This is a genomic window from Streptomyces sp. Da 82-17 (assembly GCF_046098215.1).
Taxonomy (GTDB): Bacteria; Actinomycetota; Actinomycetes; order Streptomycetales; family Streptomycetaceae; genus Streptomyces.
Genome location: NZ_JBJURH010000008.1, coordinates 149,447 through 162,249 on the forward strand (window position 1 = coordinate 149,447; position 12,803 = coordinate 162,249).

The 12,803-nt window shown below is 71.0% G+C and carries 13 protein-coding genes; 2 read left to right on the plus strand and 11 right to left on the minus strand.

Features of this window, described 5'->3' with window-relative positions; genetic code table 11:
- Positions 1–71 precede the first annotated feature (71 nt).
- The 6 genes from ACIDOF_RS16175 to ACIDOF_RS16200 form a co-directional block, all read right to left on the minus strand.
- On the minus strand, positions 72–911 hold the full coding sequence (locus ACIDOF_RS16175; protein WP_409006565.1) for a carbohydrate ABC transporter permease: 840 nt from the start codon (positions 909–911) through the stop codon (positions 72–74).
- On the minus strand, positions 911–1,840 hold the full coding sequence (locus ACIDOF_RS16180; RefSeq protein ID WP_409006566.1) for a carbohydrate ABC transporter permease: 930 nt from the start codon (positions 1,838–1,840) through the stop codon (positions 911–913). The genes ACIDOF_RS16175 and ACIDOF_RS16180 overlap by 1 nt, the downstream gene beginning before the upstream one ends.
- Complete coding sequence (locus tag ACIDOF_RS16185) at positions 1,837–3,111, minus strand: ABC transporter substrate-binding protein (RefSeq protein ID WP_409006567.1); 1,275 nt, start codon at positions 3,109–3,111, stop codon at positions 1,837–1,839. The genes ACIDOF_RS16180 and ACIDOF_RS16185 overlap by 4 nt, the downstream gene beginning before the upstream one ends.
- Before the next feature lie 155 nt (positions 3,112–3,266).
- Entirely contained in the window at positions 3,267–3,839 is a 573-nt protein-coding gene (locus ACIDOF_RS16190) for a hypothetical protein (protein ID WP_409006568.1), read from the minus strand.
- A 144-nt stretch (positions 3,840–3,983) separates the two neighbouring features.
- Positions 3,984–4,313 carry a hypothetical protein gene (locus ACIDOF_RS16195; protein ID WP_409006569.1) on the minus strand — a complete coding sequence of 110 codons (330 nt, stop codon included), beginning with the start codon at positions 4,311–4,313 and terminating at the stop codon, positions 3,984–3,986.
- Positions 4,314–4,323: 10 nt separating this feature from the next.
- Complete coding sequence (locus ACIDOF_RS16200) at positions 4,324–4,815, minus strand: hypothetical protein (RefSeq protein ID WP_409006570.1); 492 nt, start codon at positions 4,813–4,815, stop codon at positions 4,324–4,326.
- Positions 4,816–5,031: 216 nt separating this feature from the next.
- Between ACIDOF_RS16200 and ACIDOF_RS16205 the strand changes: the two genes are divergently transcribed.
- Complete coding sequence (locus ACIDOF_RS16205) at positions 5,032–5,955, plus strand: oxidoreductase (protein WP_409006571.1); 924 nt, start codon at positions 5,032–5,034, stop codon at positions 5,953–5,955.
- On the opposite strand, the gene ACIDOF_RS16210 is transcribed toward ACIDOF_RS16205, so the two are convergent.
- The 5 genes from ACIDOF_RS16210 to ACIDOF_RS16230 all read right to left on the minus strand — a co-directional run bounded on the left by ACIDOF_RS16210 (position 5,927) and on the right by ACIDOF_RS16230 (position 11,187).
- Complete coding sequence (locus ACIDOF_RS16210) at positions 5,927–6,130, minus strand: DUF397 domain-containing protein (RefSeq protein ID WP_409006572.1); 204 nt, start codon at positions 6,128–6,130, stop codon at positions 5,927–5,929. The genes ACIDOF_RS16205 and ACIDOF_RS16210 overlap by 29 nt on opposite strands.
- Complete coding sequence (locus tag ACIDOF_RS16215) at positions 6,112–6,945, minus strand: Scr1 family TA system antitoxin-like transcriptional regulator (protein WP_409006573.1); 834 nt, start codon at positions 6,943–6,945, stop codon at positions 6,112–6,114. Before ACIDOF_RS16215 ends, ACIDOF_RS16210 begins: the two co-directional genes overlap by 19 nt.
- A gap of 80 nt (positions 6,946–7,025) precedes the next feature.
- Positions 7,026–7,382, minus strand: coding sequence for a nitrite reductase small subunit NirD (nirD, locus tag ACIDOF_RS16220; RefSeq protein ID WP_409006574.1), 357 nt, complete (start codon positions 7,380–7,382; stop codon positions 7,026–7,028).
- The gene (gene nirB, locus ACIDOF_RS16225) at positions 7,379–9,973 is read right to left on the minus strand and encodes a nitrite reductase large subunit NirB (protein WP_409006575.1); all 2,595 of its coding nucleotides are present in this window, start codon (positions 9,971–9,973) and stop codon (positions 7,379–7,381) included. The genes nirD and nirB overlap by 4 nt, the downstream gene beginning before the upstream one ends.
- The gene (locus tag ACIDOF_RS16230; RefSeq protein WP_409006576.1) at positions 9,973–11,187 is read right to left on the minus strand and encodes an NAD(P)/FAD-dependent oxidoreductase; all 1,215 of its coding nucleotides are present in this window, start codon (positions 11,185–11,187) and stop codon (positions 9,973–9,975) included. Before ACIDOF_RS16230 ends, nirB begins: the two co-directional genes overlap by 1 nt.
- Positions 11,188–11,423: 236 nt before the next feature.
- On the opposite strand from ACIDOF_RS16230, the gene ACIDOF_RS16235 reads away from it, so the two are divergent.
- Positions 11,424–12,797 (plus strand): ferric reductase-like transmembrane domain-containing protein, encoded by a 1,374-nt coding sequence (locus tag ACIDOF_RS16235; RefSeq protein ID WP_409006577.1) that lies wholly within the window; start codon positions 11,424–11,426, stop codon positions 12,795–12,797.
- Positions 12,798–12,803 lie beyond the last annotated feature (6 nt).

Sequence of the window (12,803 nt, forward strand, 5' to 3'; positions counted from 1 at the left end):
GGAACCTAAGCTTCTGGGGTTGACGGTACATGGACAAGAGGGGGCGCGGGGATGACCGCGGAGATGACCCCTCACTCGCTGATCCCCGTCCGCTCCACGCCCGCCACGATCCACCGCTGGAACACCAGGAACGCCACGAGCAGCGGCACGATCGACACCGCCGCAGCCACGAACAGCTGGTTCAGCCGCACCACTTGGGCGTTGGTGAACGACGACAGCGCCACCTGCACCGTCCACGCCTCCTGGTCCTGCCCGATGACGAGCGGCCACAGGAAGGAGTTCCAGGCGCCGATGAACACGATGGTGCCGACCGCCGCGAACACCGGCCGCGTGTTGGGCACGACGATGCGCCAGTACGTACGCCAGTGGCCGAGCCCGTCCACCCGCGCCGCGTCCTCCAACTCCCGTGGAAAACCCAGGAAGTACTGCCGGAACACGAAGCACGCGAAGGCCGAGAAGAGCGTCGGGACGATGAGCCCGCGCAGCGTCGAGACCCACCCGAGGGTGGACACGAGCACGAAGCTCGGCACGAACGTGACGGCCGCCGGGACCATCAGGGTGCCGAGGATCGCGTAGAACACCTTGTTCGCGTGCCGGTACGGGATGCGGGCGAGGCCGTACCCGGCGAGCGAGGCGAGGAGCAGCGTGCCGAGGGTCGTCGCGACGGCGATCAGCGCGGAGTTGAGCAGCGAGCGGGCGAACGGCACGCTCGGGTCGGCGAACAGCTCCGTGACGTTGGACCAGCGCAGCTCGGCGGGGAAGAACGTCCAGTCGGGCGAGGTGATCTCCTGCTCGGAGGCGAGCCCGTTGCGTACGAGCAGATAGAACGGGATCAGGAACAGCACCGCCAGGGCGATCAGGAGGGTGAGGCGCAGGGCGCGGCCCACGCGTACGGAGGCGTCGGCGCGCATCACGCGTCCTTCCTGCCGAGGCCGAACCAGCGGGCCTGGCCGATCGTGACCACCGCGATGAGGACGGCGAGGAGCACCGCCCCGGCGCTGCCCATGCCGAGGTTCTGCCCCTGGCCGAGTGCCGTGTAGTAGAGGTACACGAGCGGCGGGCGGGCGTACGGCGGGTAGCCGCGGGAGTCGGAGAGCAGGTTGTAGAACTCGTCGAAGGCCTGGAAGGCGTTGATGACGAGGAGCAGCGCGACCGCGACGGACGTGGCGCGCAACTGCGGGAACGTGATGTGCCGGAACACCTGCCAGCCGGGCCTGGCGCCGTCCACCGCGGCCGCCTCGTACAACTGCGGGTTGATGCGCTGCAGTCCGGCCAGGAAGAGGATCATGAAGAAGCCGGCCTGCAGCCACAGCCGTACGGTGACGATCGCCAGCCAGTACCAGGGCGGGTCCGTCGTCGACAGCCAGGCGATCGAGTCGGCGTCCACGTAGCCGAGGAGCGTGTTGGCGAGGCCGAAGCGGACGCCGTTGAAGATGGACAGCTTCCAGATGAGGGCGGCCACGACGTAACTGCACGCCGCCGGAAGGAAGAAGACCGAGCGGAAGAACGCCTGGGCGCGCCGCAGCCGGTTCACCATCAGCGCGAGCGCGAGCGAGAGGGCGAACGTCGCGGGCACGATGAACAGCGAGAACACCAGGAAGGTGAGCAGGCTGTCGGTGAACGCGCCGTCCGACAACATCTCCGCGTAGTTCCCGAGCCCCACGAAGTCCCGCGCCGGGTCGGGCGTGACGGTGTTGTGCGCGTCGAAGAAGCTGAGGTAGACGCTCCACAGCAGCGGGATGTACGTGAAGACACCCAGGCCGAGCGCGAACGGTCCGACGAACAGCCAGAACCACAGGGTGTGGTGCCGCCTCCCCGACAGCCTTGCCCGTGCGCTCACTTGGCCTTGACCCGGTCGAGCTCGGCCCGCACCTTCCGCACCACCGACCTCAGCTCCTTGTCCGGGTCGGCGCCGTCCTTGACGATGCGGCTCAGGGCGTCCTGGTACACGGTCTGGCTGCGCGGCGTCCACAGCAGCGGCTGGGCGGCGAACCCGCTCTCCGTGGCGAAGCGCACCGCGTCGGCCGCCGCGCCCTGCTTCAGCTTGTCGGCCTTCTTCGCGAGCGACAGCCGCGCCGGGATGTGGAAGCCGTACGACAGCGCGAAGTCCTCCTGATACTTGGCCTGTTCGACCCAGAGCCACTTCACGTACGCCTTCGCCGCGTCCTTGTCGCGGGCCTTCGCGCTGACGGCCGCGCCGTACGCCCCGACCGGCACGGACGGCTCGCCCGCGCCGTCCTTCGGGAACGGCAGGACGCCGAAGTCGTCGCCGAGGGCCTTCTGCACGGCGGGCAGCGCCCACAGGCCCGACCACTGCATGGCGGTCAGGCCCTGCACGAACGCGGCCGGGTCGGACCAGTCGGAGGGCGCGCCGAGCAGCAGTGACTTGTCGGCGTACAGCTGCCGGATCTTGCCGAGGGCGCGGGCGGCTGCGGGGTCGTCGAAGCCGACGTCGCCGCCGTCGGTGACGAGCTCAAGTCCGGCCGCCTGCAAGGGGGTTCCGCCGAGCGCGCCCACGCCGGCGTCGTTGCCGAGGAACAGGCCCTTCACGTCGCGGGTGGTCAACTCGGCTGCGGCGTCCACGAGTTGGTCGAGCGTACGGGGCGGCTCGACGTTCGCGTCCGCGAGCAGGCTCTTCCGGTAGTAGAGCAGCTGCATGTCGACGACCTGCGGGATGCCGTAGATCCGGCCCTCGTGGGTCTTCGGGGCCAGTACAGCCGGGTTGTAGTCGTCCTTGACGTCCTCGATCAGCTCGGTCAGGTCGAGGACCTGCTTGCCGCGGATCTGGTCCAGGTTGGGGCCGGGGGACTCGAAGACGTCGGGCCCGGAGTCGGTGAGGAGCGCGGCGGCGGTCTGCCGGTCGTAGTCGCCGGGCCGCCACTGCACGGTCACGTCGGCCTCGCCGTACGCCTTCGCGTACCGGCGGACGGCCTGTTCGGTGCCGGGTTCGCCGTACTGGTGGTACCAGTGCGAGAGGGCGGGCCCGCCGCCGCTGCCGCTGTCGCCGCGGCCGGTGTTGGACCCGCACGCGGAGAGGAGGCCGGCGGCGGCGCTGGTGGCGGTGGCGGCGAGGACGTGCCGTCGGCTGATGGTCGGGCGATGGCGGTGCATGCGTTCCCCCTCGGTTGCCGTGGAGCGTTCGCTCGGCCCAACGATCAACCATGCAGGGGAAATACGACCAGGCTGTTGCGCGCCTGTGTACGAGCTCCGGGGACGGATTCCGGCCAGGGGCCGACAGCCCTCGTCCGGACGTCGTCCGGACCTCGTCAGGCTTCGAGCAGCGCCTTGAGGGCCGCGAGCCGCTCACGCCAGAACTCCTTGTACGCCGCGACCGCGTCGGCGTCGTCCAGCTTGTGGTGGCCGACGCCGACGAGCGTCTTCGCCGGGCCCTTGACCGTCAGGTACACGGAGATCCGGCTCGACCCGTCGTCCCAGTCGGCGGTGAGGGACTTGCCGGGCCGGTGCGTACGGATCGTGAGGTCGGCGTCGGGGAGCCAGCGGCGGCGCACGGACGGATCGACGAAGGCCTCGGTGATCCGCTCGGCGGGCACGTCGACGGTCTTGCTGCCGCTCGTCTCCCACGTGCCGGTGCTGGACTGGCCGACCTCGCGCAGGCCGCGCTCCTGCTCGTACCCGACGGTGATCGACTGCGCGTGCCAGCCGTTCACGCCGTGCTCCTCGCGCAGGTGCCGGGCGATCTCGGTGTGGCTGCGCACCGGCGGCCCGGCGGCGCCCCACCGGTCCAGCACGGCGAACCAGCCGAGCCAGTCCTTCCCGGTGGACTCGGCGAGGGCGGCGGCGGAGAGCTTCTCGGTGATCTTCTTTCCGGTAGCGCTCATGGAACCGACGCTACTCGCGCGGGGGCGGGCGGGCACCGCGACTCCGATCGCGCACAGGGCTCCGGCCCTGCGGACGGGGGCGGCTGCAGGGTCGCCTGCTTTCCCGGCGAGAGGGGCGGCGTCTGACTGACGCCGCCCCTGCACCTATTTCAGCCTCACGCCCATGCGCTTTGAGGCTCTTTCCGTGTCCTTCGTGTGCCACCACTCGAAGATGTGAGTTCGAGCGAGCAGGGCCAGATAGTCGATCGTTTCGTCGGCGAGGTCACCGCTGACGAGGCTCGCCTCCTGCCTCGTATATGTCAGGGAGACGCGCCAGACTTCTTCCGACGCCTTCACATCGACATCGAGCAGCAGAGCGGGCGAGACTGCGGCGACGTGCAGCTTCAGGACCTCGATGGGAATTCCGGGCCCTTCGTGCTGCACTCCCTGGAGTTTCGCTCCGAGCGCTTCCTGAACTTGCTCTGCGGTGGCCATGGGGACCCTTCTAGCATGCTGCCTTCGCGCTGCGCGGTGTGTATTCGACGGTGGCTGTGATGATCCCCTGAGGCGTCAACCCGCCGGGTTTCCCACCGAGCGGCCCGGCGTTGTACACCACCTTGAAGTTCTTCACCGGCTTCGGAGAGCAGCCGGTGCCGGGCCGATACCGGTAGATCACCCCCGGCCTTACCTGGTGACCCTTCCAAAGGGTGTCATTGATCTTGTTCTTGAAGGACGTGCTCCACCTGCCGTGGTTGGCGATGTGCTTGTATCCCCAGGTCTTGGTGCCGCAACGGAGCGGAACCTTGGAGGGGCCGCGATAGAACGTGTAGGCGACCTTCGAGTACTTCTGGCGCTTGCACTTGTCCGCCGCGGCGTCGACGGACTGTGCAAGGTGTTCCGAATGCTTGGTCTGCGCGCCGGCGGTCGGTGAGAGCGAAAGGCTTGCCACTCCGACTGTCGCCGCGAAAAGCACCGATAACTTACGGCTGAAACTCACTTGACTTCCCCCTTTTGTCGGTCAGGTGATCATGATCCTCTGCCAGCCGGACGATGGCGGGCAAGGCATTTCAGCGGTGACGACCGTCACGGAATGCAGTGCAACCTGCACGTTCGGTTATTCATCTTGAGGGTGATGGGCTGCTCCGCACCCGGTCGGCAGGCGTGGCGGACGTCGTACGCTGGAACGTCCTGACTCCTTCGGAAGGACGCCTTCATGCCGGCCGGCTGGAACGTGCGTGACATTCCCGACCAGAGCGGCCGTACGGCCGTCGTCACCGGGGCCAACAGCGGCATCGGGTACGTCACGGCCCGCGAGTTGGCCCGGCGGGGCGCCCGTGTCGTGCTGGCCTGTCGCAGTGAGGCGCGGGGGAGGGCGGCCGAGGAGCGGCTCGGCTCCGAAGTCCCGGGCGCCGCCGTGGAGTTCGCGCCGCTCGACCTCGGCGACCTGAAGTCCGTGCGCGAGTTCGCCGACGCGTACGCGCCCGCGCGGATCGACCTGCTGATCAACAACGCGGGCGTCATGGCCCTGCCGTACGCGCAGACCGCCGACGGCTTCGAGACGCAGTTCGGCGTGAACCACCTCGGGCACTTCGCCCTCACCGGCCTGCTGCTGCCCCGTGTCGAGAACGTGGACGGCGCCCGTGTCGTGACCGTCTCCAGCGGGCTGCACGCCCTCGCCAACATCGACATCGGCGACCTCAACAGCGAGCGCCGCTACCGCCGTTGGGTGGCGTACGGCCGCTCCAAGACCGCCAACCTGCTGTTCACGCACGAGCTGGCCCGCCGTCTCGCGGCCCGGGGTTCCGGTGTCGTGGCCGCCGCCGCACACCCGGGCTACGCGAGTACGAATCTCCAGACCGCCGGTCCCCAACTGGAGGGGCGTCGCGCCGTCGAGCGGCTGGTCGGCCTCGCCAACCGGGTCGTCGCCCAGCCCGCGGAGGCCGGCGCGCTGCCCACGCTGTACGCGGCCACGGCCCCCGGCGTCCGCCCCGACTCCTTCACCGGCCCCCGCATCCAGGGCTGGCGCGGCGCCCCCACGAAGTCGTGGCGAGCCCCGTGGACCCTCAACGACGTTGCGGGGGAGCGGCTTTGGGTGGCTTCGGAGCAGCTTACGGGTGTGAGTTACCCAGCTCCTTGAGGAAGCGCGTCCAGCTTTCGGCCCCGAAGAGCAGTACGGGGCCGCTCGTCTGCTTGCTGTCGCGTACGGGTACGACGGCGGGTACGTTGCGGGCGACCTCGACGCAGTTGCCGCCCTCGCCGTTGCTGTAACTGCTCTTGGCCCAGCGGGCGTTGCTCAGGTCGTACGTGCGCATCGTCTGTGGTCCTCCGCCGCCGATTCGATCAGGTCGAGGGACGCCTCCGGCGTCAGTGCGGCGACCCTGAGCAGATCGTATGCCCGCTGTGCCCGCTTCACCACGGTCGGTTCGTCGATCAGGGTTCCGGCGAACGAGGTCTCCGTGTACGCGACCGGGGGTGCGTCCTCGAACTCCATGAGCTTGAGGTCCCCGCCCATGGAAGCGTGCGCTCCCTTCGCGAACGGGATGACCATGACGAGCGCCTTCCGCGCGCGGATCTGGTCAGCGATGTGGCCCAGTTGCTCGGCCATGGCGGCCGGGCCGCCCACGGGAGTGCGCAGCACGTTCTCGCGCAGCACGACCCAGAATTCGGGTCGCGTGGCGTCGGCGAGAATCTTCGCCCGCTCCATCCGCGCGTCGACCGTGTCCTTCACGGAGTCGTCCGTGGCGAACGGGTCGGACTCCAGGGTGAGTGCGCGGGCGTACTCCGGAGTCTGGAGCAGGCCGGGGACCACCAGCGGTGCGAACTCGCAGATCTTCGTGGCCGTCCGCTCCAGCTCAACTACTTCCTCGAAGTAGGAAGCGAACCGCCGCTCGCGGATCAGCTTGTGCCACATCCGCTCGAAGAACCCGCCCGTCCGTAACACCTCGTCGATCCGCGTCGCCACATCCAACTGCGGCTTCCGGAACGCCTGCTCGAACTGGCCGATGTAGCCGCCGGAGACGAACACCTGCTGTCCCAGTTCGGACTGGGTCAGTCCGGCGTCCTCCCGGCGGCGTTTCAACTCCTCGCCGAAATACTCCCAAGCGGCACTCTTGCGTGTGGGGGCCACCGCTCAACCTCCTTGCTAGGTCTGTGCGTTGGCGAGCCTAGCCACGGAGGGTGAGCGGCAACACACTCACCGCGAAATTCTCATGTTGTAGCGATCCGCACCGCATAAGCCCGTACCGAGACCTCCTCGTCGTCCAGGCACCGCCCGGTCGTCAGGTCGAAGCGCTGCTTCAGGAGGGGGGAGGCGACGAACGCCGATCCGCCATGAGATCCCAGCAGGCCGCGGGAGAGGACCGCCGCGCCCGTGAACGGGTCGCGGTTGTCGATCGCGTACCAGCGGCCCGCGCGGTCCTGGAAGATCGCCGCCTGGCTGCCGTCGGGGAGGAGCACGGCCACGCCGCGGCCGGGGGTCACGCGGTTCGGGTCGCAGAGCGGCAGCCAGTCGCCGTCGACCTCCAGCTGGACCAGGGCAGTCGTGTCGAGCGTCAGCGTCGTCATCGCGTGGCAGTCCCTTCGAGGGTGCGCGTCGGGTTGAGGGTGAGCAGCGGCAGGTCCGGCTTGATCTGGTCGCGTTCCGGTACGAACTGCACCGTCGGGTCGGGGACGTCGGGGGCGTTGACGAACGACACGAAGCGGGCGAGGCGCTCCGGGTCGTCGAGCGTGGACGCCCACTCGTCGCGGTAGCCGGCGACGTGGTCGGCCATGAGCTGCTCCAGGTCGGCGCAGATGCCGAGGGAGTCCTCGACGACCACCTCGCGTACGTGGTCGAGGCCGCCCTCGATCCGCTCCAGCCAGGTCGACGTGCGCTCCAGGCGGTCGGCGGTGCGGATGTAGAACATCAGGAAGCGGTCGATCAGGCGGATCAGCTGGTCGTCGTCCAGGTCCTGGGCGAGGAGGTCCGCGTGGCGCGGGGTCGCGCCGCCGTTGCCGCCGACGTACAGGTTCCAGCCGTTGGACGTGGCGATGACGCCGAAGTCCTTCGACTGGGCCTCCGCGCACTCGCGGGCGCAGCCGGAGACCGCCGACTTGAGCTTGTGCGGGGAGCGCAGGCCGCGGTAGCGCAGCTCCAGGTCGATGGCCATGCGGACGCTGTCCTGCACGCCGTAGCGGCACCAGGTCGAGCCGACGCAGGACTTCACCGTGCGCAGGGACTTTCCGTACGCGTGGCCGGACTCGAAGCCCGCGTCCACCAACTTTGCCCAGATCAGCGGGAGTTGTTCGACCCTCGCGCCGAACATGTCGATGCGCTGGCCGCCGGTGATCTTCGTGTAGAGGCCGAAGTCGCGGGCGACCTCGCCGATCACGATGAGCTTCTCCGGGGTGATCTCGCCGCCGGGGATGCGCGGCACGATCGAGTACGAGCCGTTCTTCTGCAGGTTGGCGAGGAAGTGGTCGTTGGTGTCCTGGAGGGCGGCCTGCTCGCCGTCGAGGACGTAGCCGTCCGCGCCGAGCGTGGGGGCGAGGGAGGCGATGATCGAGCCGACGGTCGGCTTGCAGATCTCGCAGCCGTCCCCGCCCCGCGCCTCCTCGCGGCCGTGCGCGTCCAGGAGTTCCTGGTACGAGGTGAGGCGCAGGGCCAGGACGATCTCGTACAGCTCCTGGCGGGTCTGGGCGAAGCAGCCGCACAGGCCCTTGTCGACCTCGACGCCGCCCGCCTCCAGCTCGGCGGTGACGAGCTGGCCGAGGACCTTGACGCAACTCCCGCAGCCCGTACCGGCCTTGGTGCACTTCTTGACCTCCGGCACGGTCGTGCAGGAGTGCTCGGTGACCGCTCCGCGGATGGCGCCCTTGGTGACGTTGTGGCAGGAGCAGACGACGGCCTCGTCGGGCAGCGCCGCCGGGCCGAGGGCCACGGGCGCGCCCGCTCCGGCCGGGAGGACCAGCTGCTCGGGCGCGATCGGCGGCACCGTGCCGGTGAGGGGGCGGAGCGTGCCGTACGCCTCCGCGTCGCCGACGAGGACGCCGCCGAGGAGTTCGCCGCCCGCGCCGATGACCAGCTTCTTGTACGTGCCGGAGCGGGAGTCCGCGTACACCACGTCCAGGCAGCCCTCGGTGGTGCCGTGCGCGTCGCCGAACGACGCCACGTCCACGCCGAGCAGCTTCAGCTTGGTCGACATGTCGGCGCCCGTGAAGCCGCTCCCCGTGTCCGCTGAGGCGATCGCCGCCGCGGCGACCTGCGCCATCTCGTAGCCGGGCGCGACAAGGCCGTAGACCCGGCCGTCGGAGGCGAGCGCGCACTCGCCGATCGCGAAGACCTTCGGGTCGCTGGTACGGCACTGCTCGTCGACCGCGATGCCGCCGCGCTCGCCGACCTCCAGGCCGCAGTCGCGGGCGAGCTGGTCGCGGGGGCGGACGCCGGCGCTGAACACGACCATGTCCGTGGGCAGTTCGGAGCCGTCGGACAGCAGCATGGCCCGCACGGAGCCGTCCTCGCCGGTGACGATCTCCTGCGTGCCGACGCCGGTGTGCACGGTCAGGCCCATGTCGGTGATCGTGCGGTGCAGCGCGGCGCCGCCGCCCTCGTCGACCTGGACGGGCATGAGGCGCGGCGCGAACTCCACGATGTCGGTGGCCAGGCCGAGGCCCTTGAGCGCGCCCGCCGCCTCCAGGCCGAGCAGCCCGCCGCCGACGACGGCGCCGTTCGTGGCGTTCTTCGCGTACTCCTCGATCGCCAGGAGGTCCTCGATCGTGCGGTACACGAAACAGCCCGTGGCGTCCTTGCCCGGCACCGGCGGCACGAACGGGTACGAGCCGGTGGCGAGGACCAGCGTGTCGTACGCGACCGTCAGACCCGAGCGGGCCGTGACGGTGCCGCGCTCCCGGTCGATCGTCTCCGCCGGGTCGCCTAGGTGCAGCTCGATGCCGTACTTCGCGAGGAACTCCTCGTCCGACAGGGAGAGTTCGGCAGGCGTGCGGCCCGCGAAGTACGAGGTCAGCTGCACCCGGTCGTAGGCGGGGCGGGGCTCCTCGCACAGGACGACCACCCGGTCGCGCCCGGCGACCCCGTGCTCGGCAAGCGCCTCCAGGAACCGCTGGCCGACCATGCCGTGGCCGACGAGCACGATCGTGCGGGGGGTTGCTGTGGACATCAGGAGCCTCCGTCAGGGGTGAGCAGATGGAGCAGGGGCGCCTCGGGCAGCGGCTCGGCCGCCTCCCAGGCGCGGGCGAGCGCGCCGACGGTGCCGAGCTCGCCGAGGAGTACGCCGCCGACCAGCCGGTCGTCGCGGACGACGACCTGGCGGTAGGTGCCGCGGGTGGCGTCGGCGAGGCGGACCACGTCGTCGCCGGGCAGCGGGTCGGACTCGCCGAACGTGGCGAGGTCCAGGGGGCCGGCGCCGTTCAGGGTGAGGCGGGTGAGGGCGCGGGTGCCGGTGTACGGGGCGCTCCCGGCCCGGGTCAGCGACTCGGCGAGCGCGTCGGCCTGTTCGATGGCCGGGGCGGCGAGGCCGTACACCCGGCCGTCGTGCTCGGCGCAGTCGCCGATGGCGTGGATGTGTGGGTCGCTGGTGCGCAGCTCGTCGTCGACGACGACGCCGCGCCGCACGTCGAGCCCGGCCTCCTGCGCGAGGCCCACGCGGGGCCGCACGCCGCAGGCGAGGACGACGAGGTCGGCGTCGAGCGCGTACCCGTCGGCGAGCGTGACGCCCGTGACGGCGCCGCACTCCACGGTCAGACCGCGCACCCGGCACTCGGTGTGCACCTCGACGCCCAGGGTGCCGGTCAGGTGCCGCCGCACCAAGTCGCTCGCGGTGGCGTCGAGTTGGCGCTCCATGAGCCGTTCGCCCTGCTGGGCGAGGACGACCTGCGCGCCGCGTTCGGCGAGCGCGCGGGCCGCGGAGACGCCGAGCAGCCCGCCGCCGATGACGACGGCCCGGCTGCCTTCCCGCACGGCCTGGGAGAGGGCGAGGCAGTCGTCCATGGTGCGGAACGCGTGCACGCCCTCGGGGAGTTCGGGGAACAGCCCGCGCAGCGGGGGCAGCACCGGGTTCGAGCCGGTCGCGAGGACCAGCTTGTCGTACGCGATCCGGCCGCCGTCCGCGAGGTGCACGCAGCGGCCCGCCCGGTCGATCCGCTCCACCCGGCCCCGGCGCACCGGCACCGGCGAGGGCAGCGTGACCACCTCCGGCCCGTACCGCCCGGCCAGCACCTCGGCGAGCAGCACACGGTTGTACGGGGCGTGCCGCTCGTCGCCGAGCAGGGTGACGGCAGGAGGTGTGCCGCCCGCGGCCGAGGCCTGGGCGAGCTGCTGCGCGAGCCGCACGCCCGCCGTGCCCGCGCCGATCACCACGATCTGTGAACCCATGCCGAGCAGCGTGCGGGCCCGGTGTTACCCGTCCGCATCCCTTCTGTTTCCCGCGCGGAACGCTGCGCTCAGCGGGGGCGGGCGGCAGTTGTGAGGGTCCCTCGCCCCGGCCGACGGGCGGTGTGAGGGCGCCTGGCTTAACCGGCCGTGAGGGGGTTCTCAAGGGAACCTTAAGGATCGGCGTAAGGGGTCTGACCTGGTGTTTTCCCCGGTTTCCAGGGCCTAGGTTCGAGGGCGTGAGAGCTTCTGCCCCTGCCGCCCGCGCAGCCGCCGCCGCTGCCGCCGTGCCCGAACCGGTCCGGCCGCTCAGGGTCGACCCCCGAGCCCTGCGGACCGCCCTCGTCCTCGGCGGCGCCGCCGTCACCGCGCTCTGGGCGGCGCAGGCCCAGTACTCCGCGAGGCTCGACGCCCTCTTCGCCACCGGCGCCCACCTCACCGGGCTGCTCGCCGCGTACGGGGTGCTCGTCATGCTCTTCCTGATGGCCCGCGTCCCCGCGGTGGAGCACGGCGTCGGCGCCGACCGCCTCGCCCGACGGCACGCGCTCGGCGGGCGCTGGGTCCTCGGCCTGTGCGCCGCCCACACCCTGCTCGCCCTGTGCGGGTACGCCGCCCACACCGGGGCCGACCTGCTCAGCGCCGCCGTCGACCTGCTCGGCTACCCCGGCCTCGCGGCCGCCGCGGTCGGCACCGCCCTGTTCGGCGCCGTCGGCGTCAGCTCGGCCCGCGCGGTACGCCGCCGCGTCCCGCACGAGACCTGGCGTGCCCTGCACCTGCTCACGTACGTCGGCGCCGGGCTGGCGTTCGCGCACCAGCTCGCCGGGCCCGACCTCGCGGGCAGCGCCCTCGCCGGCTGGTTCTGGTCGCTCCTGCACGCCACGGTCGCGGTGCTGCTCGTCTGGTACCGGCTCGTCGTCCCCGTACGCCAGGCGCTGCGGCACAGCCTGCGGGTGCGGGAGGTGCGGGTGGAGGGACCCGGCGTGGTCTCCGTCGTCATGCAGGGCATCGGGCTCGACGAACTCCGCGCGGAACCCGGGCAGTTCCTCCGCTGGCGGTTCCTGCAGCGCAGGCTCTGGCACACGGCGCTGCCGTTCTCCCTGTCGGCGCCGGTCCGCGACGACGTCGTACGCATCACCGTCAAGGCCATCGGCACCCACACGCGCCGCATCCGCCGCCTGCGGCCCGGCACCCGCGTCCTCGCCACCGGCCCGTTCGGCGCGCTCACCGCGCACCGCCGCAGCCGGCGCAAGGTGCTGCTGCTCGCCGGGGGCGTCGGCATCACGCCCATGCGGGCCCTGTTCGAGACGCTGCCCTGCGCGCCGGGCGACCTGACGCTCCTCTACCGCGCGGGGAACGCCGAACAGCTCGTGCTGCGGGCCGAGTTGGAGGCCATCGCCGCCGCCCGCGGCGCCCACCTGCACTTCCTGCTCGGCCCGTCCGACGCGTCCTTCGACCCCCTCGCCCCGCAGGCCCTCGCCAACCTGGTGCCGGAACTCGCCGCCCACGACGTGTACTTGTGCGGCCCGCCCGGCATGGCGAGCGCGGCGACCACGGCGCTGGTCCGGGCCGGGGTGCCCGAGGAGCGCATCCACGCCGAGAACTTCACGTACTGACAGCTC

Bases quoted from the DNA above. Each gene is read 5' to 3' on its own strand.
- ACIDOF_RS16175 (WP_409006565.1), bottom strand. From the start codon at position 911: ATGCGCGCCGACGCCTCCGTACGCGTGGGCCGCGCCCTGCGCCTCACC.
- ACIDOF_RS16185 (WP_409006567.1), bottom strand. From the start codon at position 3,111: ATGCACCGCCATCGCCCGACCATCAGCCGACGGCACGTCCTCGCCGCC.
- ACIDOF_RS16190 (WP_409006568.1), bottom strand. From the start codon at position 3,839: ATGAGCGCTACCGGAAAGAAGATCACCGAGAAGCTCTCCGCCGCCGCC.
- ACIDOF_RS16195 (WP_409006569.1), bottom strand. From the start codon at position 4,313: ATGGCCACCGCAGAGCAAGTTCAGGAAGCGCTCGGAGCGAAACTCCAG.
- ACIDOF_RS16205 (WP_409006571.1), top strand. From the start codon at position 5,032: ATGCCGGCCGGCTGGAACGTGCGTGACATTCCCGACCAGAGCGGCCGT.
- ACIDOF_RS16210 (WP_409006572.1), bottom strand. From the start codon at position 6,130: ATGCGCACGTACGACCTGAGCAACGCCCGCTGGGCCAAGAGCAGTTAC.
- nirD (WP_409006574.1), bottom strand. From the start codon at position 7,382: ATGACGACGCTGACGCTCGACACGACTGCCCTGGTCCAGCTGGAGGTC.
- nirB (WP_409006575.1), bottom strand. From the start codon at position 9,973: ATGTCCACAGCAACCCCCCGCACGATCGTGCTCGTCGGCCACGGCATG.
- ACIDOF_RS16230 (WP_409006576.1), bottom strand. From the start codon at position 11,187: ATGGGTTCACAGATCGTGGTGATCGGCGCGGGCACGGCGGGCGTGCGG.